This window comes from Corynebacterium alimapuense, assembly GCF_003716585.1.
Lineage (GTDB): Bacteria > Actinomycetota > Actinomycetes > Mycobacteriales > Mycobacteriaceae > Corynebacterium > Corynebacterium alimapuense.
On sequence record NZ_PTJO01000001.1, the window covers coordinates 22,911 to 46,806 of the forward strand.

The 23,896-nt window shown below is 57.7% G+C and carries 23 protein-coding genes; 6 read left to right on the plus strand and 17 right to left on the minus strand.

What is annotated here, in order from left to right; all coding sequences use genetic code 11:
- Positions 1–176: 176 nt before the first annotated feature.
- Positions 177–1,280 carry a phosphate ABC transporter substrate-binding protein PstS gene (gene pstS, locus C5L39_RS00135; protein ID WP_123046871.1) on the minus strand — a complete coding sequence of 368 codons (1,104 nt, stop codon included), beginning with the start codon at positions 1,278–1,280 and terminating at the stop codon, positions 177–179.
- A 247-nt stretch (positions 1,281–1,527) separates the two neighbouring features.
- Positions 1,528–2,424, minus strand: a complete 897-nt coding sequence (gene mshD / locus C5L39_RS00140; RefSeq protein WP_123047095.1) for a mycothiol synthase — start codon at positions 2,422–2,424, stop codon at positions 1,528–1,530.
- Between mshD and C5L39_RS00145 the strand changes: the two genes are divergently transcribed.
- Together C5L39_RS00145 and C5L39_RS00150 are read left to right on the plus strand one after the other, a co-directional pair.
- Positions 2,419–3,210: an LmeA family phospholipid-binding protein gene (locus tag C5L39_RS00145; RefSeq protein ID WP_245974823.1), complete on the plus strand. Its 792-nt coding sequence runs from the start codon at positions 2,419–2,421 to the stop codon at positions 3,208–3,210. The genes mshD and C5L39_RS00145 overlap by 6 nt on opposite strands.
- A 59-nt stretch (positions 3,211–3,269) precedes the next feature.
- Positions 3,270–3,965: a heme-binding beta-barrel domain-containing protein gene (locus tag C5L39_RS00150; protein WP_123046872.1), complete on the plus strand. Its 696-nt coding sequence runs from the start codon at positions 3,270–3,272 to the stop codon at positions 3,963–3,965.
- On the opposite strand, the gene C5L39_RS00155 is transcribed toward C5L39_RS00150, so the two are convergent.
- Positions 3,962–4,876 (minus strand): aminodeoxychorismate lyase, encoded by a 915-nt coding sequence (locus tag C5L39_RS00155; RefSeq protein ID WP_123046873.1) that lies wholly within the window; start codon positions 4,874–4,876, stop codon positions 3,962–3,964. The genes C5L39_RS00150 and C5L39_RS00155 overlap by 4 nt on opposite strands.
- Positions 4,877–4,918: 42 nt before the next feature.
- On the opposite strand from C5L39_RS00155, the gene ygfZ reads away from it, so the two are divergent.
- Together ygfZ and C5L39_RS00165 are read left to right on the plus strand one after the other, a co-directional pair.
- Positions 4,919–6,019 carry a CAF17-like 4Fe-4S cluster assembly/insertion protein YgfZ gene (ygfZ, locus tag C5L39_RS00160; RefSeq protein ID WP_123046874.1) on the plus strand — a complete coding sequence of 367 codons (1,101 nt, stop codon included), beginning with the start codon at positions 4,919–4,921 and terminating at the stop codon, positions 6,017–6,019.
- Between the two features lie 201 nt (positions 6,020–6,220).
- Positions 6,221–6,463: a DUF3073 domain-containing protein gene (locus C5L39_RS00165; protein WP_165857932.1), complete on the plus strand. Its 243-nt coding sequence runs from the start codon at positions 6,221–6,223 to the stop codon at positions 6,461–6,463.
- A gap of 144 nt (positions 6,464–6,607) precedes the next feature.
- On the opposite strand, the gene purM is transcribed toward C5L39_RS00165, so the two are convergent.
- The 3 genes from purM to C5L39_RS00180 are packed head-to-tail and all read right to left on the minus strand — an operon-like array spanning position 6,608 to position 9,665.
- Positions 6,608–7,678 carry a phosphoribosylformylglycinamidine cyclo-ligase gene (purM, locus tag C5L39_RS00170; RefSeq protein ID WP_123046876.1) on the minus strand — a complete coding sequence of 357 codons (1,071 nt, stop codon included), beginning with the start codon at positions 7,676–7,678 and terminating at the stop codon, positions 6,608–6,610.
- A gap of 50 nt (positions 7,679–7,728) precedes the next feature.
- Positions 7,729–9,255, minus strand: coding sequence for an amidophosphoribosyltransferase (gene purF / locus C5L39_RS00175; RefSeq protein ID WP_165857933.1), 1,527 nt, complete (start codon positions 9,253–9,255; stop codon positions 7,729–7,731).
- A 26-nt stretch (positions 9,256–9,281) separates the two neighbouring features.
- A complete protein-coding gene (locus C5L39_RS00180) occupies positions 9,282–9,665 on the minus strand; it encodes a sterol carrier family protein (RefSeq protein ID WP_123046878.1) in 384 nt (127 codons plus the stop codon).
- A 70-nt stretch (positions 9,666–9,735) separates the two neighbouring features.
- On the opposite strand from C5L39_RS00180, the gene C5L39_RS00185 reads away from it, so the two are divergent.
- Positions 9,736–10,731, plus strand: a complete 996-nt coding sequence (locus tag C5L39_RS00185) for an acyl-CoA thioesterase (RefSeq protein WP_123046879.1) — start codon at positions 9,736–9,738, stop codon at positions 10,729–10,731.
- 11 nt (positions 10,732–10,742) lie between these two features.
- Here the strand turns inward: C5L39_RS00185 and C5L39_RS00190 are convergent, their stop codons facing one another.
- A complete protein-coding gene (locus C5L39_RS00190; protein WP_165857934.1) occupies positions 10,743–11,417 on the minus strand; it encodes a LysE family translocator in 675 nt (224 codons plus the stop codon).
- A gap of 117 nt (positions 11,418–11,534) precedes the next feature.
- Here C5L39_RS00190 and C5L39_RS00195 point away from each other — a divergent pair, with 117 nt between their 5' ends.
- On the plus strand, positions 11,535–11,993 hold the full coding sequence (locus C5L39_RS00195) for an Lrp/AsnC family transcriptional regulator (RefSeq protein WP_123046881.1): 459 nt from the start codon (positions 11,535–11,537) through the stop codon (positions 11,991–11,993).
- A gap of 7 nt (positions 11,994–12,000) precedes the next feature.
- Here the strand turns inward: C5L39_RS00195 and trhA are convergent, their stop codons facing one another.
- The 10 genes from trhA to purD form a co-directional block, all read right to left on the minus strand.
- Positions 12,001–12,717, minus strand: a complete 717-nt coding sequence (gene trhA, locus C5L39_RS00200; protein WP_123046882.1) for a PAQR family membrane homeostasis protein TrhA — start codon at positions 12,715–12,717, stop codon at positions 12,001–12,003.
- Positions 12,718–12,861: 144 nt separating this feature from the next.
- On the minus strand, positions 12,862–15,138 hold the full coding sequence (gene purL / locus C5L39_RS00205; RefSeq protein WP_123046883.1) for a phosphoribosylformylglycinamidine synthase subunit PurL: 2,277 nt from the start codon (positions 15,136–15,138) through the stop codon (positions 12,862–12,864).
- A gap of 12 nt (positions 15,139–15,150) precedes the next feature.
- A complete protein-coding gene (purQ, locus tag C5L39_RS00210; RefSeq protein ID WP_123046884.1) occupies positions 15,151–15,822 on the minus strand; it encodes a phosphoribosylformylglycinamidine synthase subunit PurQ in 672 nt (223 codons plus the stop codon).
- Positions 15,819–16,064 carry a phosphoribosylformylglycinamidine synthase subunit PurS gene (gene purS, locus C5L39_RS00215; protein ID WP_123046885.1) on the minus strand — a complete coding sequence of 82 codons (246 nt, stop codon included), beginning with the start codon at positions 16,062–16,064 and terminating at the stop codon, positions 15,819–15,821. Before purS ends, purQ begins: the two co-directional genes overlap by 4 nt.
- Positions 16,065–16,140: 76 nt before the next feature.
- Entirely contained in the window at positions 16,141–16,824 is a 684-nt protein-coding gene (locus C5L39_RS00220; RefSeq protein WP_123046886.1) for a DUF2334 domain-containing protein, read from the minus strand.
- A 53-nt stretch (positions 16,825–16,877) separates the two neighbouring features.
- The gene (locus tag C5L39_RS00225; RefSeq protein ID WP_123046887.1) at positions 16,878–18,998 is read right to left on the minus strand and encodes a S9 family peptidase; all 2,121 of its coding nucleotides are present in this window, start codon (positions 18,996–18,998) and stop codon (positions 16,878–16,880) included.
- A 25-nt stretch (positions 18,999–19,023) separates the two neighbouring features.
- Positions 19,024–19,917: a phosphoribosylaminoimidazolesuccinocarboxamide synthase gene (locus C5L39_RS00230; RefSeq protein ID WP_123047097.1), complete on the minus strand. Its 894-nt coding sequence runs from the start codon at positions 19,915–19,917 to the stop codon at positions 19,024–19,026.
- Between the two features lie 43 nt (positions 19,918–19,960).
- On the minus strand, positions 19,961–21,400 hold the full coding sequence (gene purB / locus C5L39_RS00235; protein WP_197714694.1) for an adenylosuccinate lyase: 1,440 nt from the start codon (positions 21,398–21,400) through the stop codon (positions 19,961–19,963).
- The gene (locus tag C5L39_RS00240; protein ID WP_123047098.1) at positions 21,400–22,515 is read right to left on the minus strand and encodes a pyridoxal phosphate-dependent aminotransferase; all 1,116 of its coding nucleotides are present in this window, start codon (positions 22,513–22,515) and stop codon (positions 21,400–21,402) included. Before C5L39_RS00240 ends, purB begins: the two co-directional genes overlap by 1 nt.
- Before the next feature lie 91 nt (positions 22,516–22,606).
- Complete coding sequence (gene purD / locus C5L39_RS00245) at positions 22,607–23,884, minus strand: phosphoribosylamine--glycine ligase (protein ID WP_123046889.1); 1,278 nt, start codon at positions 23,882–23,884, stop codon at positions 22,607–22,609.
- Between the last annotated feature and the right edge of the window lie 12 nt (positions 23,885–23,896).

Consider the following 23,896-nt stretch of genomic DNA (forward strand, 5'->3'; position numbering starts at 1 on the left):
AAGATGGGCATCAAGCTGAACGAGTTCTTGATAAACACGACAGCGCCTCCGAAAGCGTATAAGGCGAACGGAGGCTAAGAAATTGCGTGGATAGAGCGCCAGACTCTAACCTTGCCCGGCTGGCTAGAGGGAGGTTGCTTTCATACCATCCTCCAACCCAGGCCTAATAACCTTAATTACTGGATAGCTTCGACTGCAGCAACCAGGCGATCGTGGTGAGCACCGGTGACCGGGACGTAACCGAGTTCAGCCAAGCCCTCATCCTGGGAGTTCAACGCAACGGTCAGGAAGTCCTTGACCATGTTGGAGGTTTCCTCGTCGTAGCCAGCTGAGCAGACGATCTCGTAGGTAGCCAGAGCCAACGGGTAGGCGCCCTCTTCGTTCATAGCGAACATCGAGTCGGTGTCCATGACCATGTTGTGGCCCTCGGTCAGGAACTCAAGGTTCTCCAGAGCGATATCAACGCTCTCATCGTTGAGCTCGACGGGGCCGGAACCGAAGTCGATGTTGGCAACGCCCAAGCCCTGCTGATCGGCAAAGCCAGCCTCAACGTAGGTGATGCCACCGGTAATGGCGGTAGTCTGGGTAGCAACACCGTTGGAGCCGTTAGCGCCTTCGCCGACGGCGGCAGGGAACTGCTGGCCAACGGTTTCCCAGATATCCGGGGAGGATGCCTTGAGGAAGCGCTGGAAGTTGTCCGTGGTGCCGGACTCATCAGAGCGGTAGACGACTGAGATGTCGAGATCCGGAAGCTCTACGCCCTCATTCTCAGCGGCAATAGCATCGTCGTTCCACTTGGTGATCTCGCCGTTGAAGATACGTGCAACGGTGCCGGTAGAAAGATTCAGCTCGTCAACGCCCTCAAGGTTGTAGGCCACAGCGACCGGGCCAATAACGAGGGGAAGATGCCAAGCCTCGTTGCCACCACAGCGCTCTGCAGCCGGCTCGACCTGCTCATCGGCCAGTGCGGAATCGGAACCACCGAAGTCGACCTGGCTGCCAATGAAGTTAGTGCGGCCGGAACCGGAACCGGAAGCAGTGTAGGCCAAAGAAGCACCGGAAACAGCCTGCTGGTACATCACGTTGAAGTAGTCCATGGCGTTCTGCTGCGCGGAGGAGCCTTCGGCGACCAGCTGACCGGTGGTACCGGTCAGGCCCTCGATAGAGGTAGCAGCTGCCTCGGTGTCATCGGAGTCGGAATCTGAGCAGGCAACGAGGGCGGTAGAGCCGATGGCTGCGACGCCAAAAATTGCGGCAGTACGCTTGAAGTTACGGATCACGGAGGAACCTTTCCGGTTAAAATCAGTCGATTGTCAGATCGAGCAAATACAGTCCTAAATCAGGACTATCCACACCGCATATCCCCGGCTAATTCTTGCCGGTAACACGCAGATCATTTGCTCACAGGCATCAAACCTAGGCTCCACCGGTTAACCGAATGGGTCAGTTCTAGTTAACGGATCATTAACAGTTAGGTAGTTTAAAACGAACTTATGAGGCAACTACTGGGGAACAGTTTTTCAGCCCTCAGTTACCTGTCGAAGAATAGATAACATGCTCTTGAGAGATACTAAAACCCAGTTTTTCGTATACCCGCACTGCAGGCCCATTATCGGCTTCAACATAGAGGATGATTCGACTGCTGCCTCTACTCAGCAGATGACTCAAACCCAACCGAAGCAGCGGTCCGCCCCATCCCCGGCCGCGATAATCCGCCGCAAGGCCCACGACGTACACCTCACCGAAATGTGGTTCCTCTTCAGTGTGCCATTTCGTCCAATGGAAGCCTGCCAACGCCGGGCCGGATTCATCCCAGAAAAAGAGCACGTCGCTCTCTTCAAACCAATCGGCGCCCATAGCTAAGCGCAGCCGGTCACGGTCCCATCCGCCTTGCTCAGGGTGCCACGCGAAGGCATCGTTGTTGGCTTCCAACCAGGCTTGCTCCACTAGTTCCGTGCCCCAACGGTCAATCGACTCACGAAGATTCATAGATCGCACGCCAACAGGTTCCTGGAATTCAGCGGCTTCAACCAAGGCTTGATCTTTGATTTCCATCACCAGTAGCCGGCGGGTGGGCACCATGCCCAAATCCTTCGCCAAGGCTTGTGCCGCTGGCAGGTCACCATGCGCCCAAACATCCGTGCCTGCAAACTGAGCCAACAACTTGGTGGCTATCCCCTGTCGACGACTCCCCGGCGCAACCAACAGCTCACTGGATGTGCCGTCATAAGCAAGCACGCCGAGGACCATGGCGTCCTCTAATGCAAGCAGATGGCGATGATTTAGACGGGAATCATCAAGGCCGCGAAGGAACTGCTCCGACAGAGGATCAACCAGATCGACCTCAGCGGCTTGGGCAGCTAGCTGACGAACTTGGGCTGCTAACTGCGGACAGTCAGGTAAATACCTTTGTGCAATATGCATCACTCCCAGGGTATCGCTGGTAAACATGGAATGGTGTTCATCCCACGTCTGCCCCTGGTTCTAGCCACCGTCGTCGCCGTCTTATTCGGAGCCGTCTGGCTGGGCGACAGCATCGTTGCTTCGAGAGTAGAAAGATCAATTTCCACACAAGTTGAAGAGGCAGCTGGCTTAGAAGTCAGCCCACGGGTGGCCGTCGGTGGAGCGCCCTATCTAGCTGCCCTGATAACCGGGGAAATCCCGACCATCGGGGTCACTGCTTTAGATGTCGAAGTTTCAGGACTGGGCGCAGTCAATGCCAAGACGACGGTCTCTGAAGTTGTCGTCTCTGCCGAGCAGGTCTTTTCCGGGGAAATCGCTGGTTCCACTGCCGCCTTCATCTCTCGGACTATTAGTCTCGATGGCGTCTCACTGGGCACGTTGCTCGATATGACAGATCTTGATATTTCTAATCCTTATGACATCTCCCCCTCTGGGGGATCTTCCTCTGAAGCGCGCTTAACAGGCACTCCTCCTGGGTTTGATGAGCCGGTCACCGTCATTGTGGATCTTCGATTGGTGGGTTCAGAATTTCAGATGACTCCACGTGAACTTGTCGATGTCCCTCAAGACCGCGAAACCGATGCTCGTACGGCTTTCACTTATTCCTTGGACACCCACGAGCTTCCACTCGCGGGCCAGGCCAGCTCAGTAAGCCTGGTAGGCGGTTCAATCTATTTTGAAGCGCAACGCCTCAACGTCACCGTACAGATGGCAGATCTGTCTCCCATCGCAACCAGTGAAAGCTAAAAAGCAGGGCTAACGATGGGCGTTCAACCATGCTGCGTTCTGGCACTAGGGTGGGGCCTATGACTCAGGAAAACCACAACAACCCCAATCACGTTCCTTCAGATACCCCCGCCGATGCAGCGGCTGCGACGGGTACTTCTTCACTCAGCGGAAATGACGCGGTCAATCTGGCAGCAGAACAGTCGAAATCAACCGCGCAGCTCAATATCCCCGCCCTAGATCTTGGCGAATTGCCAGTGGCCGATGACACTGCCAACCTCCGCCACGGGCCGAATCTTCACGACGGGCTACTCGCACTGCTTCCGTTGGTAGGTGTCTGGCGCGGTGAAGGTCGCGCCAACACCAGCGATGGGGAGTTTGCCTTCGGCCAGCAAATCATCTTCGCCCATGACGGAGAGAACTACCTCACCTATGAATCCCGGATCTGGCGTCTTGATGAAGATGGAACCCCCGTCGGGGCAGACCACCGCGAGTCTGGCTTCTGGCGTATCTCGCTCTCAGATGAGATCGAGGTCGTCTGTACGCATTCCACTGGTGTCTCGGAGATCTTCTACGGCGAGCCGCTCAATGAACGCGCATGGCAAATCGAGTCGGCTTCAACGATGGTGACCTCCACCGGGCCGCAGTCTCTGGGCCCCGGCAAACGCCTCTACGGTTTAATGCCAAACAATGATCTCGGTTGGGTCGACGAGCGCATCGTCGATGGCGAGTTGCAGCCAAGGATGTCTGCACAGCTCCAACGAGTAGCGGGCTAGCTCTCCGCAGCTAACGCACGGTTGATCAACTTCCGAATCTCGTCTTCGTTATCGGGTGCCGGAAGTTCAACCCCGTCAACGGCAGTTACCCGGGTAGCGACTCGAACTGAGCTGACTAACCACACTGATTCAGCATCGAGTAGCCGCTCCACTGGCATGTCTTTCGCTTTGCACCGCCAACCTTTTGTTTCTGCGTATCGAAATACCGCGGCCTGCGTGGTCCCGGGCAGGATGTCCCCAGCCGCATAAGGCGTACGGAGCTTCTTTCCCTTCCGGACTGTGATGACGGTGGAGGTTGCTCCTTCGAGGATCCTCTCTGAGTCCGGGTCAAGGTAGATGACGTCATCGAGACCTTTGGATCTGGCGTAACGCAAGGCGGCCATGTTTGCCGCATAGTTCAGGGTCTTGGCTCCCACCGTCAACCAGGGTGCAGGTTTTGCTTCTGCCTTACCCACCCCAGGAAGCGTGGTGGTGATCGAGTATCCCCGTGGAGCCGTCATCACCTTCACCCCATCTCGACGTTGTTCCAAAACCTTCTGGTTGACTCCTCGAAGAGTCAACCAGGCTGAGGGAATTCCGGTGGATTCTCGCCCACGGGTATAGGTCCAGACACAGGTAGCGTCAGATTCGCTGTGCTCAGACCATTCAGCCACCGCTTCTTTAGTGGCCTGTGCCCATTGGGCGTTGCCCGGATCGGGGAGTTCGAGCAAGTGCGCCGAGCTTCGGAATCGATCTAGGTGCCGCTGCAGATTAATGACTTTTCCATCGCGTACCAGCAAAGTCTCAAAAATTCCGTCGCCACGAGTGACTGCAGCATCGTCCCAATAGACCAGCGGCAGCGTTGGATTGTGTCGGCGGACGGACCCGCCATAGGGCTCGACAACATAGATGATCGGGGCTCTCAACTCCATAGCCTTGCATTATGCCTTGAAACCCGCGCTACCATCGGAAATGTGACCACTACTGCCTTCTCCGACTCCGTCCCCTATCAATCCCCGCTCTTAGAGCGTGCTGGCGCCGCCGAAGCCCAAACAACCGGATCCGCAATCGATGCGGCCGGAGTGGCCTGGCATTACGGCAATCCGCTCGGCGAGCAACGCAAGGCGCATCAGTCGACGGTGGTGGTAGACCGCTCCCACCGCCGAGTCATCAAAGTCGATGGTCCAGATGCCGGACCATTTCTCCATAATCTGCTCTCCCAAAAGCTCGATGAAGTACCGTCCGGGTTTTCCGCAGCCGCATTAGATTTGGACATTCAGGGCCATATACTCCACCACATCGACCTCTCCCGCCTTGGCACAGCCTTCTACCTAGATTTGCCCGCCGATCAGGCTCCGTCATTTTTAGATTTCCTCCAACGCATGATTTTCTGGTCGCAGGTAGAAATTGCGGAAGTAGATCTCGCCGTACTTACCATTTTGGGCAATAGCATCGAGATTCCAGATGATCTCGCTCCGGTAGTGGTGCGCACTGTGGATTGGACAACGCTTCCCCGCCTAGACGTCCTGATTGAGCGGACGGAGCTAATCTCGGCCGTCGATAAGCTATTGAAGGCGGGAGTCGAGTTAGCTGGCCTCATGGCCTTTACCGCCGAGCGTGTTCGGGCCATGGAACCAGAGAAATCTGCTGATTTAGACAGCAAGTCCATTCCCCATGAAGTCCCGGCTTGGATCGGACGAGGCGATCATCCGGGTGCGGTGCATTTGGAGAAAGGTTGCTACCGAGGCCAAGAGACAGTCGCCCGAGTAGAAAATCTCGGACGCTCCCCCCGAGTACTCGTCATGTTCCAAGTGGACGGATCCGCACCAGAGGACCCTACTCCAGGGTCAGTGATCACTGCTGGCATCGGTGGACGTTCAGTAGGACGACTAGGCACGGTCGTACATGACTGCGACTTCGGTCCCATCGCCCTCGGACTGCTCAAAAGAAGTGCCCTAACTGCCGATAACTTGAGCGTGGATGAGATCGCAATCATGGTCGATCCCACGGCTATCCCCCACGAAGATGAGAGCAAAGCCGGGCGCGAAGCAATCAACCGATTCCGCGGAAAGTGACCCGTTTGAAACCGTGCTCGATATCGTCACAGTGATCTTCCAATCTACCTATATATGACGATAAACCGCTGCTCAGGGGTGCGGTGAGGAATTTTTCGGCGGCACAGGCTATTGTGTTCTACAGGAATACACACAGACGTAAAGCCGATGGGGCATCCGAATTCCCTGGATAGCCTTCATATACCTCAAGGGGGTCAGGCCATGGGACGCGGTCGCGCAAAGGCAAAGCAGACCAAGGTTGCACGCCAGCTGAAATACAACACTCATGAGATGGATCTGGATTCGCTCCAGCGCGAGCTTGCTACGCAAGGCCCTCGCACTTCATATCGTGGACCTACAGCAGACGACGATGTCACCGAAGAAGAAGACCCTTACGCTGAATATGCGGAATGGTCCGATGATGACGACGAGGGCACTCAGGATGTGAGCCGAGCGCCTCGTTGACGTTCCTCTATCACTCGCTTTTCTAGCGATGAGCTCTAGCGCCACCTTTTCCTATATGGGCAGAGGTGGCGCTAGTTTTCGTTTTTTCTACGACCTAGCGCCAACCGCCGGGTAGCAAAGCTACCCAGCAGACAACAGCGAGTTCTAGTACCTGGGGTGATCGCCGGTCAAAGCGACTCCCGAGGTGTCTTCTTCAGTGGCCTGGCGTACCTCGCCCAAGACCCAGGCATCGATGTGGCGCGCGGTGAGCATGGCCATCGCCCGATCCCGATCCTCTGGAGAGACGACAGCGACCATGCCGACGCCCATGTTGAAGGTCTTTTCCATCTCTTCCTGGGATACCTTGCCCAAGTCAGCGATGCTGCGGAAGATCTGCCCCGGGGTCCACGTGGAGCGGGAGATCTCGGCAACCAAACCCTCGGGTATAACGCGAACGAGGTTGCCTGCGAGGCCGCCACCAGTGACGTGGCAGAAAGTACGAACCTCACACTCGGCAGCCAAAGAAAGGCAGTCCAGAGCGTAGATTCGGGTGGGCTCTAGCATCTCTTCACCAAGAGTGCGTCCGAGCTCTTCGACGTAGCCATCTAGCGGCAGGCCAGCGACCTCGAGCAGGACGTGGCGAGCCAGCGAATAGCCATTGGAGTGCAGACCAGAAGAAGCCATACCGATAACGACATCGCCGGAGCGCACACGATCCGGGCCGAGTAGCTCATCTGCTTCGACAACACCGACGGCGGTGGCGGATACGTCATACTCGCCCTCTGCCATCAGACCTGGGTGCTCGGCGGTCTCGCCGCCCAGCAGCGCACAACCGGCCTGGATACAGCCCTCAGCAATGCCGGAAACGATCTGCGCGACATGCTCTGGGACGACCTTGCCAATGGCGATGTAGTCCTGCAAGAACAACGGTTCAGCGCCGCAGACGACCAAGTCATCGACACACATGGCGACTAGGTCAATGCCGATGGTGTCATGCTTGCCCATAGCCTGAGCTACAGCGAGCTTGGTACCGACGCCATCAGAACCTGCGGCTAGGAGTGGCTCTTTGTACTTGCCAAGAGCAAACAGCCCAGCGAAGCCGCCGAGGCTACCCCGAACCTCGGGACGGGTGGCCTTTTTAGCCAAAGGTGCAAATAGCTCGACAGCTCGGTCGCCGGCCTCAATGTCGACGCCTGCGGCGGCGTAAGAAGCGCCCTGGTTCTGGGTCTCACTCATGGTTGTTCGTGTCACTTTCTTGGTGTGGGCGGTGGAAGGGTCGGACTGAGTCAGAAGGACCGGTCGTCATTCTGGAGTTTCGCCACCAGATCGGCGTTGGGGTTGCCCTGCGGCAGGCCAAGTGGGTACTTGCCATCGAAGCAAGCGGTACACAGCTGATCTGCGACCTGCTCAGTGGATTCCACCATCTGCTCGATCGAAACAAATCCCAGCGAGTCAGCTCCGATAGCGCTTCGAATGGATTCGATGACAGAATCAGGGCTTTCCATCTCTCCGGTAACCGCATTCGCGATCAGTTCACCGGGGCTGGCGAAGTCAATGCCGTAGAAACACGGCCACTTCACCGGCGGAGAGGCGATCCGCACATGCACCGCTGCAGCTCCGGCTTCCCGGAGCATGCGGATCAGCGCACGCTGGGTGTTTCCGCGAACGATGGAATCATCGACGACTACGAGCTTTTTGCCTGCAATAACTTCGCGCAATGGGTTGAGCTTGAGTCGGATACCTAGTTCTCGCAGAGTCTGCGAAGGCTGAATGAAGGTACGCCCGACGTAGGCGTTTTTAACTAGTCCCTGGCCAAAGGGAATACCGGATTCGCGCGCATAGCCAACTGCAGCCGGATTACCCGATTCCGGTACGGGGATAACGAGGTCCCCATCAGCGGGAAACTCTCTAGCTAAACGACGGCCAATGTCAATTCGCGTCTGGTTGACGGAACGCGCCCGAATGACGGAATCAGGACGGGCGAGATAAACATATTCGAATACGCATCCCTTATGAGTGGTCTCAGCGAATCGTTCAGTCCGTACACCGGACTCATCGATGGCCACCAACTCACCGGGTTCAATCTCACGGACGAAGGTAGCGCCGACAATGTCGAGCGCACAGGTCTCGGAAGCTATCACCCAGCCACGATCAAGACGACCAAGCACCAAAGGACGCACCCCATGCGGGTCACGTGCTGCATAAAGGGTGTGTCCGTCCGTGAACGTCAGGCAAAACGCGCCTTTGACCTTTGGCAGCAACTGGCTTGCTGCCTGAAACACCGTCGTGCCATCAGATACTGCGCTAGCGAGCAACGCGGTAATGACGGAAGTATCCGAGGTGGTAGTGCTCTTGTCTGCGACTCCCTGGTCGCGAGCTTCTTTCTCAAGATCTAGCAGGTTGATCAGGTTACCGTTATGCCCGAGGGCAACATCGGTGCCATCAGGAGAGGTGCGAAACATCGGTTGGACGTTTTCCCACTTCTTGCCACCAGCGGTGGAGTAACGAGTATGCCCGATGGCAACATTGCCTTGAAGAGCGTCTAGAGAGGACTCGTCGAAGATCTGGGAAACCAGACCGGTGTCCTTGAACACCACAATTCGATCGCCGTCACCGACAGCAATGCCAGCGGCCTCTTGGCCGCGATGCTGCAATGCAAAGAGTCCGAAATAAGTCAGTTTTGCAACTTCTTCACCGGGCGCCCAGACGCCAAATACACCGCACTCCTCACGGGGCTCGGTCTCACCATGATCGTCGAAAGCCGACGAGGGTGCGAGGGCGGAATCGGTCCAGGAAGGGTCCTTAAATGCCACGGCCACTACAGTAGTCTGTCAGGCCGTCACAAACTAATAATTGGCAACCAATTTCCCACTTCTGAGGCTCTCGAGCCGGAGACCTCAGCGTTTCCAGCAGCAATCGCCTCCGCCAAACCCACCTGTCCGGTCACCAACCGCAGCCAGGTGAGAGCATCACATTCGACGACATTCGGCGGAGTTCCCCTCGTGTGAGTTAGCCCCTCAATGCACTGCACAGCTACAAACGGGGGCACTCGAAGTTCTACGGTGCGGCCCGGCGCGTCATGAGCGAGGCTACGGGCGCTCAGCCGCACGGCGTCGGCAAGCAATGCGCGCGGAGGCTTATCGACGCCCGATGGGTCAACAATCCAATCACTCACTGCTACCACGGCGGCTCTAGTGGCATGGGGGTCAACGCTAGCACTCATGAAACCCAACCCTAGTGCGGGTAACCTTGCCTCGAATAGTCATCCACCTGCGCAGAAAGAGAACTTCCGTATGACCACTGTCTCAACTAAATCCCCCAAGGTGACTCTTCGTTTTCTTGCCGTACCTACGGATGTCCTCATGGCCGGTAGTCATGGGGTTAGTGGCGGCCGGGTCTTGGAATGGATAGATAAGGCGGCTTATGCCTGCGCCGTGCAATGGTCAGCGACCTACTGTGTGACTGCCTACGTCGGACATATCCATTTCAATCGCCCGATCCCCTCCGGCCATATGGTGGAGGTCCGCTCGCGAGTGGCGATGACAGGACGCTCTTCCATGCACATTGTCAACGAGGTCTTTTCCGCTGACCCGCGCGAGGGAGTGTTCACGAGGGCCTGTGACTGCCTAGTCATTTTCGTAGCCAAGGACACTGCCACTGGTAAGACCCAGGAGGTGCCCAAGTTCGTCCCCGCCAACGCTGAGGAACGGCGAGTCCTCGACACCGCTATTTCTCGCATCGATCTGCGCAAAGCGATCGAAGTGGAGATGGAGCAGCAGACCTATGAGGGTCCTTCTGAGGCACCTCGGTTAGTCAACCGGTTCTTGGCCAAACCCATGGACATCAACTGGGGTGGCAAGGTTCATGGTGGCACCGCCATGGAATGGATCGATGAGGCAGGCGCGGCTTGCACCATGGAATGGTCTGGAGAACACACCGTTGCGGTCTATGCAGGCGGGATCCGCTTCTATCGCCCGATCTCCATCGGTGACCTGATCGAAGTTGATGCTCGAATGATGCGCACTGATACTCGGTCGATGCAGATGTCAGTCCACGTACGCTCAGGCAACCCTCGAGGCGGTCGAGAAGAACTCAAAACCGCTATCCACGCCACCGTGACTTATTTGTCTATGGATATCGATGGCAACATCCTGCCCGCCCGACAGTTCATTCCGCGCACCACCGAGGATGTCAAGCTGTCCGAACATGCCTCGAAGCTCCGAGAATTACGGGCAGCATATTCTCCTACTCCGCTAGTCCCCCAGTCTCAGCCGAACCACATCGACTAGTTAGAGGCTAGTTAGATAATGAAGTGCTGAACCAGCATGGCGCCGGCCACTGCCATCATGGCGGCGCCTGCCACTCCGGTAAGCAGACGCGAGGCGCGTTCAGAACCAGCTAGGACGCGGCCGGCAAACATCCCCAACAGTGCGTAAAACGTGGTGGCGGATGCGATAAACACCAGGCCCATCGCAATCATTTGGGCACTGATGGGCAGCTGTGCGGTTGGCACGACAAATTGCGGCAATAGCGCGATGAACAGCATCATCCCTTTGGGATTCAGACCGCTGACGGCCGCTCCTTTGAGCACAATCGCTGAGCGCTTCTCCACCACCGGCCTAGTTTTCAGCGCCACTGCCCCGCCATTTGCTTCTGGCTCGCGGGTCTCCGGCACCTCGACGGTGACTGGACCGCGTCTAGCGGCACTAAGCATGCTCCAACCGATCCGAAGCAGGACCAGCACGCCGAGCACTGTGACTCCGGTTAACAAAGCTGGATGTTTGGAGACCAACGCTCCCAGTCCTGCCGCTACGACGACCGTCAGCCCGAGGTAACCCAGAGCTATTCCAGCTAGTGGATAAGTGAGCGGACGGCGCCTGAAAGCAAAGCCCGTTACGAAGGCCCAATCCGGACCAGGCGTGATGATCAGCAGCAGGCTCACGGCCCAGAAGCTCAGCAGTGTAGTGGTATCCATGCCATGTCCCTTCATCGATGTAGGGGATATGGTGCCCGCCTTAGGAGACTCCGTAAACTGTTGACTTTTTGCTTCATCTGACATCATCAATTCGCCAAATATGACAGAATCCACCACATGGATGCGATCGATCGAAAGATTCTGTCATTGGCGCAGAATAATGCACGGATCACCGCCGCGGAATTGGCTCATCACACCGGCACCTCATCCTCAACCTGCCTGCGCAGACTCCGGGCACTGGAAAACCAAGGGGTTATTGAGGGCTTTCACACCAGGGTCAACCCGGCCAAGGTCGGCTTTGACACTCAAGTCATCGCCTTCATCACTCTCGATCGCGAGGACCGCGCCACCGTCGCAGCCCTCGAAGACGGCCTAGCCAAGCTCCCCCAAGTGGTTATGGCAGAACGGCTATTTGGCGATCCTGACTTCCTCGTACGAATTCTGGCCCGAGATTTGGCCGACTATCAACGGCTACGCGATGAACAGCTCTCAGAGCTACCAGGCGTGGCTCGCATTACCTCCACGATGGTGATGCGCACCATCGTTGCTGATGGCCCGATCCCCCTAGAGGACTAACTGCGGTTCACCCCTGGACGACTACCATCCACACCGCAACCTGATGGATCGTCGCGGCCACGATCGTTGCAGCATGGAAATGCTCGTGATAGCCCAGCAGCCGAGCTTGGCGTCCTGGCCAGCGGAAACCATAAACCAGCGCACCGAGCGAATAGATCACTCCGCCGGCCAAAAGCAGCCAGACCACGGCAGGCCCCGCCCCTGACCACAACTGCGGAATCAGTGGCACGATGAGCCAACCGAGGACGAGATAGACCAGCACCGCCAACCACCGGGGATGGCCAATCCACACCAGGTTCAGCACCACTCCCAGCAGCGCCCCACCCCAAGCGATAGACAGCATCCAGGCAGCCTGGGTGGGCTCCAGAATGATCAGACACAACGGCGTGTAGGTAGCTGCGATAAACAACGCAATCGTCGCATGATCGGCACGACGCCACCATTGGACGGTGCGAAAGCTACGCCAGGGACCTAGGTGATAGGCGGCGGAGACACCAAACAACAGCACCACGCCAACGGCATAAACGGTCACACCCAATGCTTGCCACCACGGCAGGCTCATCCACGCCACGGTGGACAGTACTGAACCAGTCACCACTGACAAAAGGGCGGCAAAAAGGTGGAACCAGCCTCTAGTGGCGGGACGCTGGCCGCGATCTAGAACCCAGCGAGTTAATTCGCGCAGGGGTTCATCGGTATGGATTTCAGAGCGAACAGCTGACATAAACTTTAACCTTCAATGACGTAAGTTACGGTGCCGTAAGTCTAGGAGCTTTTCGGCCACCTCGCCACCTTCCTGCCATTGAGCAGGAAAAGAGCCCTACACATCCTCGTTGGATGCGCAGGGCTCTTCGCCGGAAACTACTAACTATTCGACGACCGAGTTCGCTCCCACGGCATGACCGAACAGGTCTGGGAGGGTGGACTCCCAAGCCTTCTTCAGCTCTGCCAGCGGAGCGTTCAAGGAACCTGCCACCAGGTCATCGGTATCGGTGGTTTCACCGATACGCACGGCAGGGACACCCTTGGCCTGCGCGCGCTCGAGGAGCACATCGACGCGATCTGCGGTGGTGGCCACCACGACGCGCGAGGCAGACTCGGAAAACAGTGCCACGAACTCATCTTCGTGGACGGCTGCTAGATCCAGGTTCACACCGCGGCCGGAGCGGATTGCCATCTCGACTACCGCCTGTGCCAACCCACCCTCGGAGAGATCATGGGCGGCAGTGAGCAACTGATTTCCGACGAAGAAGTCAGCCAGTCGCTCCTCATCCGCCAGATCAACGCGCGGGGGCATACCGTTGAGGCCGCCGCCTGAGACTTGCTGCCAGATCGATCCACCAAACTCATCGTCGGTATCGCCCAGCAAGACGAGAACCTCGGAGTCCTCGACGGTGCCGAGGTCATGGCCGATCGCATCGTGGACGTCCTCGATGACGCCGAGGATGCCCACCACGGGCGTCGGCAGAATCGGCTCAGTGCCGGTCTGGTTGTAGAAGGAGACGTTGCCGCCGGAGACCGGGATCGCCAGTTCCGTAGAACCATCTGCCAGTCCGTGTACGGCCTCGCGGAACTGCCACATAACATCCGGGTTTTCGGGAGAACCGAAGTTCAGACAGTTGGTCACGGCCACTGGGCGAGCACCGGTAATGACGACGTTGCGGTAGGCCTCAGCCAGCGCCAGTCGGACACCGGTCTTGGGATCGAGCTTGGTGTAGCGGCCAGAGCAATCTGCCGATACCGCCACGCCACGGTTGGATTCCTCGTCGATGCGCAGCACACCGGCATCAGAGTATTTGGCCTTGACAGTATTGCCACGAACGTAGCGGTCATACTGCTCAGTGATGAAGTCTCGCGAACACAGTGCCGAAGAGGACACCATATCCAGCAGCGCCTGCTTAAGATCAGCCGGACGCTCGACCGGGGTGTAGACCTGCAGCTCATCCTGCCACTGCGGGCGTGCCCACGGACGGTCATAGACCGGACCATCATCGATGGTTGACGGCGGGGCGTCAACCACGGCCTCACCATGGTGGGTGATCAGCAGACGATCTTTCTCGTCGGTGACCTCGCCGATCTCTGCACAGATGACGTCCCAGCGGGCGCAGATCTCTTGGAAGCGCTCCAGGTTTTCCGGAGTGACCACAGCGCACATGCGCTCTTGGGACTCGGAAGCGAGGATCTCTGCAGCAGACATGTTCTCGGCGCGCAACGGAACAGCGTCAAGATTGACTCGCATGCCGCCATCACCGGCAGCAGCCAGCTCGGAAGTCGCGCAGGCTAGACCCGCGCCACCGAGGTCTTGAATACCGACAACCACGCCAGCGGAGTAGAGCTCCAAGCAGCACTCGATGAGGACCTTCTCTGCGAAGGGGTCGCCGACCTGGACAGCCGGGAGCTTGCGCTCTGCGCCATCTTCAAAGGTCTCAGACGCCAGCACGGAGACACCGCCAATGCCGTCGAGGCCAGTGCGGGAGCCAAAGAGAATCACTTTGTTACCTGCGCCAGAGGCGAAGGCAAGCTTGAGGTCTTCTACCTTGAGCGTACCCACGCACAAAGCATTGACCAGTGGGTTTCCGGCATAAGACTCATCAAAGACAGTCTCGCCGCCAATGTTGGGCAGGCCCAGAGAGTTGCCGTAGCCGCCGACGCCGGAGACCACACCGGGCAGAACTCGCTGGGTATCCGGAGCATCAGCCGCGCCGAAGCGCAGCTGGTCCATCACAGCAATCGGACGTGCGCCCATAGCCATAATGTCGCGGACGATGCCGCCGACACCGGTGGCAGCGCCCTGATGCGGCTCCACGTAGGAAGGGTGGTTATGTGATTCGACGCGGAAAGTGACAGCATTGCCGTCTCCGATGTCGACTACGCCAGCGTTCTCGCCGATGCCGGCGAGGATCTTCTCCGCCATCTCTGGAGTAGTGGCATCACCGAAGTAGCGCAGGTGCACCTTGGAGGACTTGTAGGAGCAATGCTCCGACCACATCACGGAGTACATGGTCAGCTCGGCGGCCGAGGGACGGCGGCCGAGAATGCTCTTGATACGGGCATACTCGTCGTCTTTCAGACCGAGTTCCGCATAAGGCTGGGGAGCATCCGGATCTGCCTTGGCGGCATCGACGGTGTCGTTATGAACTGTCATGAAAAAAGCCTCCTAGGCGGCAATCGAACCGATGGCGGACAGGAACATCCCGAGGCCGTCAATGGACGGTCCGGTGAGATCTTCCACAGCGTGCTCTGGGTGAGGCATCAGCCCGACAACACGCCCGGTCTCATTGGTGATACCGGCAATCGCGTTGATGGAACCGTTGTAGTTGTCGGTGTAGCGGAAGACCACGCGGCCTTCGCCTTCCAACATCTCCACGGTCTCCGGTGCGGCTTGGAACCGGCCTTCGCCGTGCTTGGCCGGGATGAGGATCTTCTGTCCCGCCGTGTAGTGAGTGGTCCACGCAGTATCGGCGTTTTCTACCTCGAGGTAGGTGTCGGTGCACCGAAAGTGCAGACCCTGGTTGCGGGTCAAGGCTCCTGGTAGCAAGCGAGCCTCGGTGAGTACCTGGAAGCCGTTGCAGATGCCCAAGACGGGCATGCCTTTGCCCGCGGCATCAATAACTGAGCGCATGACTGGGGCGAGCGAGGAGATTGCTCCAGAACGCAGGTAGTCACCGTAGGAGAATCCACCAGGCACGACGACAGCGTCGATGCCTTTCAGATCAGCATCCGCGTGCCAGAGGTCAACTACCTCGGCGCCAGCAATGCGCACGGCCCGAGCAGCGTCGACATCGTCGAGCGTTCCGGGGAAGGTGATGACACCAATCTTGGCGGTCACGAGGCAACCTCCACGCCCACTACCTCGAAGTCTTCGATGACGGTGTTGGCGAGCAGAGTCTCGGCAATCTTTTCTAGGTCGGCTGCGGTGACAGAATCGTCGACCTCCAGCTCGAAACGCTTGCCCTGACGGACATCGCTGACACCGGTGACGCCGATGCGTCCCAGGGCACGATTGACTGCCTGACCTTGGGGGTCCAGGATCTCCGTTTTCGGCATGACATTCACAACAACACGGGCCACAATTTTCCCTTACCTTCGCCGGAATTGGTTCGGCTTAGTGTACCGCGTCTCCGGCCCGGTTATTTACTTCCCTGCTTCAGATCGTGGCGACGTCCCGATAGTCCCCAGGGTCAGCGCCCTTAGCGACTGCTGCCAGAGCAGCCTTCTGAAAATCCCTAGCAACCTTTTTATCGAGGAGATTACGGCCGGAGGCTGAGAGCCGGATGGTGTTGCCTCTCGCTGCGCCTCGCTCCGCCGCTCGGATGATGTTGCGCCGCCACCAGCGAGCGGCACCGAAGCCCTCACCGACGGAGAGATTTCGACATTGTTGAAAATCTCCAGTATGCAGATCATGCAGCCCCTTGGTTGAGGCCACCAACCGAAATCCAAACTCGGGCAGAACCTCCAGGGTGCCTGGAGATAGACGCCAACGTGGCGGGGCAAACATATCGGTATCGAAGCCAATTTTGTGCATTTGCCTAGTCGAACCAGCCAACCGCAATCGAGCCTCATGGGCACCGAGGGTGGCAAATTCTGATCGCCGGCCTTGGGCTGGTTGATCAAATCCATTGAGGATCAACGCCCGGCCCTGCTCTTGCTGGCTCAGCAGCCAACCTTTAGTATCTGCATCTTTAGCCAGATGCCAGTTGCCATCAATATGAGGAGCTACTAGCAAAGAGACGGGAATCCCCTCAGCATCAAGATCACTTACTAAGGTTTTCACCGCCCCAAGGGTGTCGGAAAAGACACTAGAGACTGATACCAAGAGGCGGCCACGCATACGCCCCAGTATCCCACGCCGCTATCTATCTGTCGCGATGGAGTGAAAAAGCATCAGCTTTTTCTCCCCGCGGTCGCGGTATCCAAGGTCCATGCATATTCAAAGGCAGTTTGGTGCCAGCGCGCATAACGTCCGGATACTCCACCATGACCTGCGGACATTTCTGTCTTGAGCAAGAAGGTGCCACCGATAGCGGTCTCCCGTAGTTTGGCGATCCACTTAGCCGGTTCCACATAGAGAACTCGAGTGTCGTTGAGGGAAGTGATGGCCAGAATATCCGGGTATTGCTTGGCCTCAATGTTCTCGTAGGGGGCATAGGAGGCCATGTAGTCATAAACCTCGTGGTCGTGGAAAGGGTCTCCCCATTCGTCCCATTCAGTCACTGTCAGCGGAAGCTCCGGCTTGAGCATACTGGTCAGAGGATCAACGAAAGGAACAATCGCCTGAATACCTGCGAAGCGATCACCTGCCAAGTTGGCCACCACACCCATCAGCATGCCACCGGCAGATCCACCTTCGGCAACCATCATCTCGGGGCTACTCAGCCCGCGATTGATGAGATCATCGGCCACCGCCACGAAGTCAGTGAAGGTATTCATCTTGGACAATTGTTTGCCCTCGTCATACCAACCACGACCCATCTCGCCGCCGCCGCGCACATGTGCGACCGCAAAGATCATCCCGCGGTCCATCACCGAAAGCCTAGATACCGAGAATCCTGGATCCGTGCTCGATTCATAGGATCCATAGCCATAAAGGACGGTCGGATTGGGTTGTGAAAGATCCAGGTCCGCACGATGGACCACTGAGACGGGGATCTGTGCACCGTCTTCAGCAGTGGCCCACAGGCGATGCGCCACATAGTCATGGGGATCGTAGCCACCGAGGACTTCTTGCTCCTTGAGCAGCGTGAATTCACCAGTGGCTACGTGGTAGTCATACAGCCTGGCCGGAGTGGTGAAGGAGCCATAGGAGATCCGAATTACGGGTGCGTCCCATTCCGGGTTTCCGAGAGAACCCGCGGTGTAGAGCTCTTCATCAAACTCAAGTTCTTGGAAGGTTCCATACCCATCCTCCGGCAGCACCATGACAGCTAAGCGGCCGATCGCGCCGCGTCGATAAGCAGCGACAATCTGGTTCTGGAACGTATCGACGCCCTCGATGCGCGTGTGCTCATCGTGCGCGATGAGCACGTTGAGCTCATCCAAAGCGGGCAGCTGCCCCTCAACCGCGCATTCCCCGACCTCAAAATTTGGTCCGGTGAGATTGTGGGTGACCAACCACCTGTCCTGGCCGGCTACTACGGCATGGTCGATGGCATATTCCACGCCTGCCTGACGCGGCCACAACAGGCGGAACTCGCCTTCCGGATCAGAGGTATCCAGCACCCTAGTTTCCGAAGTGATTTTGGATGCAGCTTCGATAATCAGGTACTTCTCACCACGAGTGGAACCGATACCGGTGAAAAAGTGCTCATCTTCCTCATGGAAGACACACACATCCTCGGCAGGATCAGTGCCGATCCGGTGGCGCCAGATGGTGTCCGGACGCCAAGCCTCGTCGACGCGCTGGTAGAACAGATGCTCCTCCCCTGCCCAGGTAGCGCCGTAGAAAATTCCGCTGAGCTTATCATCGAGCAGCTGGCCGGTCTGAAGATCTTTGATCCGAAGATCAAAACGCTCATCGCCGGTGGTGTCTACCGAATAAGCCAAAAATCGACCCGAGGTGGTCACACTCGAGGCACCCAGAGAGAAGAACTCTTGGCCTTCAGCCAGTTCATTGAGGTCAAGCAAGACCTCTTCACCGGGAATCTCACCGTTTTCCGGGATGACGGGAGCTACCCAAGGGTCTTGGTCTTGGGCAACTGGAATACGGCAGGAGAGTCCATAGTCCTTACCTTCGATAGTCCGACCGTAGTACCAGTAGTCACCGGCACGCTGTGGGACGGACATATCTGTCTCTTTGATCCGGGACTTAATCTCGGAGTAGATCGCCTCGGTCAGCTCGCTGATGCCTGCGGTTTGTGCCTCGGTATAGGAGTTCTCGGCCTCCAAATAGGCAATGGTCTCCGGAGACTCTTTGTCCCGCAGCCACTCATAATCATCAACGAAGCTGCGACCATGAAACTCACGGGTGATGGGATGGCGTGGGGCAATGGGGGGCTGAGAAGTCATGCCCACCGATCCTAGTCGCCGTGGTTTAGACGCAGCAGCCGACCCAAGTGGAGAACTTCCGGCCAGAAAGCCGCTCAAAAGCTTCGATATAGCGCTCGCGAGTTGCTTCTACAACTGAGCCCGGCAGCGCCGGCGGCGGAGTGGTCTCATCGGCCTTCCAACCAGATTTAGAGCTAGTTAGCCAGTTGCGGACGTACTGCTTATCAAAGCTGGGTTGAACCTTGCCCTCAGCATAAGAACTGGCGGGCCAGTAGCGAGAGGAATCCGGAGTCAAAACCTCATCGGCCAAGACCAAGTTGCCGTCTGCATCAAGGCCAAACTCAAACTTGGTGTCAGCGAGGATAATTCCCTTAGCCTCCGCCAGGGACGCTGCCTTCGAGTAGATGCGCAAGGTTGCATCACGCAATTCCTCAGCGCGGGAATCGCCCAGCTTTTCCACGACTGCCTCGAAGCTGACGTTCTCATCGTGATCGCCGAGTTCAGCCTTGGTAGCTGGGGTGAAAATCGGCTCCGGCAGGCGAGAAGATTCCTTCAGCCCCTCCGGTAGCTCGATGCCACAGACGGTGCCGTTAGCTTTGTATTCCTTCAGTCCGGAACCGGTGAGATAGCCACGGGCAACGCACTCGAAGGGCAACATTTTCAATTTCTTCACCACCAGTGCTCGACCGAGCACTTCCTCCGGGATCCGCGGATCATCAGCGGGACCAGCCAAATGGTTCGGGAAATCGATGGCGTCGAAAAAGAAGACGCTCATCGCGGTTAGTACCCGACCTTTGTCCGGAATCTCCGGATCCAGGCTGTAGTCGTAGGCGGAGATCCGATCGGAGACCACCATCAGGAGGGTCTCGTCATCGATCTCGTAGATCTCCCGGACCTTGCCGGCGGAGAGATGATTGTACTCAGAGAGCTCAGGACGCATGACCATGGAGTCTAGACCCGCTGATGGTGGTTGGGTAATCGAGCTAGAGGATCTCTCCGGGGCGGTAACCAGCTGCCTCCGGATGCATCTGCACCAGAGCGTCAATGCGGCTGATCACCCGGGAGACCTGAGACTCGGCAGCGCCGATGAAGGCGTGCTTATCTGCCAGCGCGGAGTCAAGATCTTCCCTGGACATCGGCAACCGATCATCAGCAGCGAGACGCTCGATGAGATCTTGTCCCCCACCGTTTTCACGCATGTTCAAAGCCACTGCAACGGCGTTTTCCTTGATGACTTCGTGGGCAGTCTCACGTCCAACCCCTGCCCGGACGGCGGCCATCAGGATCCGCGTGGTCGCCAGGAAAGGCAGGTAGCGCTCGAGTTCGCGGTCAATCATCGCCGGGAAAGCACCAAACTCATCGAGGACTGTGAGGAAAGTCTCGAACATGCCATCCAAAGCAAAGAAGGCATCCGGCAGTGCCACGCGGCGGATGACCGAACAGAACACATCCCCTTCATTCCACTGCTGACCTGCGAGGTCAGCAACCATGGTGAGGTAGCCGCGCAGGATAACCTGCAGCCCACCCACGCGCTCACAAGAGCGGGCGTTCATTTTATGCGGCATGGCCGAAGAACCGACTTGCCCTTCCTTGAACCCCTCAGTGACGGTCTCGTTGCCAGCCATGAGCCGGAGAGTATGCGCCAAGGAAGACGGGCCCGCGCCCAATTGGACGAGAGCAGAGATGGCGTCAAAGTCCAGCGATCGCGGATAAACCTGGCCAACAGAATCAAAAATTCGGGAGAATCCCAGGTGATCGGCGATGGAGGTCTCCAGGGAAGCCAGTTGAGACTCATTGCCGCCCATGAGATCCAGCATGTCCTGGGAGGTGCCCATCGGGCCCTTGATCCCGCGCAGCGGATAGCGACCCAGCAGGTCTTCGGTGCGTTCGATAGCAACCATCATCTCATCTGCAGCCGAGGCAAAACGCTTGCCCAGGGTGGTCGCTTGAGCTGCCACGTTGTGGGAGCGGCCAGCCATAACCAACGATTGGTTCTGTGCGGCGCGCTCACCAATCCGGGCCAGCACAGCCACGGATTTGTTGCGTACCAATTCCAGCGAAAGGAAAATCTGCAGCTGCTCGACGTTCTCGGTCAGGTCACGAGAGGTCATACCCTTATGGATATGCTCATGGCCGGCCAGTGCATTGAATTCCTCAATGCGCGCCTTGACGTCGTGGCGGGTAATCCGCTCACGATCAGCAATCGAGGCCAGATCGACCTGGTCAATGACGGATTCGTAGGCAGCAATTGCCGAGGTGGGGATGTCCACGCCTAGGTCCTTTTGCGCTTTCATCACCGCAATCCACAACTGTCGTTCGAGCACGATCTTGTACTCAGGACTCCAGAGCTCGACCAGCTCAGCGGAGGCGTAACGATTCGCTAGGACGTTTGAGATTTTCTTTTTGTCAGCCACGCCCTCAATTATCGCACGAGATAGCGCCCCAGCCGTCTGCAGGCTTCGCGGGTCTCTTCCTCCGGGGCACACAGCGTCAATCTGACCCACTTATGACCGTTGATCGGATCAAAATCAACGCCTGGCGCCAATGCCACTCCGATGGCATCGACCAGTTCTTTGCACCAAGCCTCAGAATCATCAGTGACCGAGGAAACATCCACCCAGAGATAGAGTCCACCATCTGGGTCGGCAAAGCGATCGAATCCGATCTTGGGCAATTCCTCAAGAAATACTGCTCGGGCAGCACGATAACGCTCGATATGACCATCCAATTCAGCGCGGGCAGGTGCGCCAAAAGCTGCTCTGCCAGCCACCTGAGAAATGGCTGGTGCGCACAATGAGAGGGAAGCTTGGAGGTTCTCAATCGGGGTAAGCAGCTCATCGGGAACAATAAGCCAGCCGACGCGCCAACCGGTCATCGAAAAGTATTTCGAGAGCGTGCCCACCACGATCGCGCGATCCGAGAACTGCCGGGCAGAGGCGAGCTCACGGCCAAAACTCATACCGTGATAATCCTCATCTGAGATGAGAACTGCGCCATTGTCCTCACACCAGCGAGCAATGCGTTCCAGCTCAGCCGGGTCAATGATGGTGCCTGTGGGATTTCCCGGGGAGGTCACGATGACGGCTTTCGGCCGGTCCGCTTCCGGCAAGGCTTCCAGCATGGCCGCGGTGGGTTGGAAACGAGTATCCGCATCGCAGACCAGATCGATCACGCGAGCGCCAAGAGATTCCAAAATATTGCGATAAGCCGGGTAGCCAGGGCAGCTCAGTGCCACTGCGTCACCGTGATCAAGCACTGCCAGGAAGCTGGCAACAAAGCCCCCAGAAGAACCAGTAGTGATGACGATATTATCCGCCGAGGTGTCTACTCCATAGGTCTGCGAATGCCAGGTGGCAATGATTTCCCGCAGCTCACGGTCGCCGACAACTTCTGTGTACCCGAGCGTCGATTCATGCAGAGAGGCCGCAGCCGCATCGAGAGCGGCCTGCGGCGCGCCAGTAGGCGGTTGCCCAGCGCAGAGCATGATTGTCTCTAACCCCTCGCGCCGACGGCGATGGACCAGATCAAGCATTTGCATGACCCGAAATGGTTGAACATTGCTGCGTGCGCTGGCGATCTTCATGATCTCCAGCTTATCGACGCCCGCTCTAGCTAGATCATCTACCCCGCTAGAGAGTGATCTTCCCCTCAACCGCGGGCAGTGCAATATCGGTGCGATAGAACGACCCAGCCAAAGTGATCTCTTCGATGGTGGAATAAGCGTCATCGCGGGCGGCTTCCAACGTCTCGCCGACGCCAAGAATATTGAGCACTCGACCACCCGCAGAGACTAGTTCGCCAGCTTCATTGTGTGCAGTGCCAGCATGAAGCACCCGCGCGGTGTCCTCGAGTACTTGGCCGGTGATGACATCTCCCTTGCGAGGAGAAGCCGGATAATCGGCAGCTGCGAGAACAACAGTCAGTGCATAAGCATCTGACCACTCCAGCGGCGGCTGCTCTGCGAGGGTTCCCGAGGCAACTGAGTCAAGCACGGTAGCCAGCGGGGTTTTCAATAGTGCCAGCACCGCTTGGGTCTCCGGATCGCCGAAGCGAGCATTGAACTCCACTACTGAGGGACCATTCGCACCCCAAGCTAGACCGGCATAAAGCAGACCGGAGTAGGGAGTTCCACGACGGACCATCTCTGCGGCGACGGGTACACATACTTCATCGACAATCTGCTGCACGCCCTCGGACGGAAGCCAGGGCAACGGAGTGTAAGCGCCCATGCCACCGGTGTTGGGCCCTTCATCGTTGTTGAAGGCACGCTTGTGATCTTGGGCCGGCAGCAAAGGAACGACGGTCTCGCCATCGACCAAGCAGAACAAGGACACCTCAGGGCCATCGAGGAAAGACTCGAGCAGCACCGGGTTGCCTAGAGCGTGAACAGCTTCGACGTGCTCGCGAGCGGCTGCACGATCCTCGGTGACCACCACTCCCTTGCCGCCAGCCAGGCCATCATCTTTGACTACCCAGATCGGGCCAAAACGCTCCAACGCGGCGTCGATCTCCGAGTCGGAGCTCTCCGGCAGCAGCTGTTCCGCGCGTGCGGTTTCAACACCTGCGGCTGCCATGACTTCTTTGGCAAATTTCTTTGACCCTTCGATCTGCGCGGCATCCCGGTTGGGGCCGAACACTCGCATACCAGCCTCCCGCAGAGCATCGGCGACGCCCGCGACGAGGGGGATCTCAGGTCCGATGACCACCAGATCGGCAGAAACTTGCTTCGCCAAAGCAACCATGGCGGTGGGGTCATCCACCGCCCCGGCGTCTTTGTGCACGATGGCTAGGCCGGACATACCAGCATTGCCAGGGACAACGTGGAGTTCAGTGGTGGCGGGGTCGGCGGCGAGGCCCTTGAGTAGGGCGTGTTCGCGGCCGCCCGATCCGATCACGAGAATGCGCATGGTTTCTGAGCT

Coding starts and splice junctions, on each gene's coding strand:
- C5L39_RS00225 (WP_123046887.1), bottom strand. CDS start 18,998: ATGACTTCTCAGCCCCCCATTGCCCCACGCCATCCCATCACCCGTGAG.
- C5L39_RS00180 (WP_123046878.1), bottom strand. CDS start 9,665: ATGAGTGCTAGCGTTGACCCCCATGCCACTAGAGCCGCCGTGGTAGCA.
- C5L39_RS00185 (WP_123046879.1), top strand. CDS start 9,736: ATGACCACTGTCTCAACTAAATCCCCCAAGGTGACTCTTCGTTTTCTT.
- C5L39_RS00165 (WP_165857932.1), top strand. CDS start 6,221: ATGGGACGCGGTCGCGCAAAGGCAAAGCAGACCAAGGTTGCACGCCAG.
- mshD (WP_123047095.1), bottom strand. CDS start 2,424: ATGCATATTGCACAAAGGTATTTACCTGACTGTCCGCAGTTAGCAGCC.
- C5L39_RS00155 (WP_123046873.1), bottom strand. CDS start 4,876: ATGGAGTTGAGAGCCCCGATCATCTATGTTGTCGAGCCCTATGGCGGG.
- C5L39_RS00230 (WP_123047097.1), bottom strand. CDS start 19,917: ATGCGTCCTGAGCTCTCTGAGTACAATCATCTCTCCGCCGGCAAGGTC.
- C5L39_RS00240 (WP_123047098.1), bottom strand. CDS start 22,515: ATGCAAATGCTTGATCTGGTCCATCGCCGTCGGCGCGAGGGGTTAGAG.
- C5L39_RS00220 (WP_123046886.1), bottom strand. CDS start 16,824: ATGCGTGGCCGCCTCTTGGTATCAGTCTCTAGTGTCTTTTCCGACACC.
- C5L39_RS00190 (WP_165857934.1), bottom strand. CDS start 11,417: ATGGATACCACTACACTGCTGAGCTTCTGGGCCGTGAGCCTGCTGCTG.
- purM (WP_123046876.1), bottom strand. CDS start 7,678: ATGAGTGAGACCCAGAACCAGGGCGCTTCTTACGCCGCCGCAGGCGTC.
- C5L39_RS00145 (WP_245974823.1), top strand. CDS start 2,419: ATGCATCACTCCCAGGGTATCGCTGGTAAACATGGAATGGTGTTCATC.
- purD (WP_123046889.1), bottom strand. CDS start 23,884: ATGCGCATTCTCGTGATCGGATCGGGCGGCCGCGAACACGCCCTACTC.
- C5L39_RS00150 (WP_123046872.1), top strand. CDS start 3,270: ATGACTCAGGAAAACCACAACAACCCCAATCACGTTCCTTCAGATACC.
- trhA (WP_123046882.1), bottom strand. CDS start 12,717: ATGTCAGCTGTTCGCTCTGAAATCCATACCGATGAACCCCTGCGCGAA.
- C5L39_RS00195 (WP_123046881.1), top strand. CDS start 11,535: ATGGATGCGATCGATCGAAAGATTCTGTCATTGGCGCAGAATAATGCA.
- purL (WP_123046883.1), bottom strand. CDS start 15,138: ATGACAGTTCATAACGACACCGTCGATGCCGCCAAGGCAGATCCGGAT.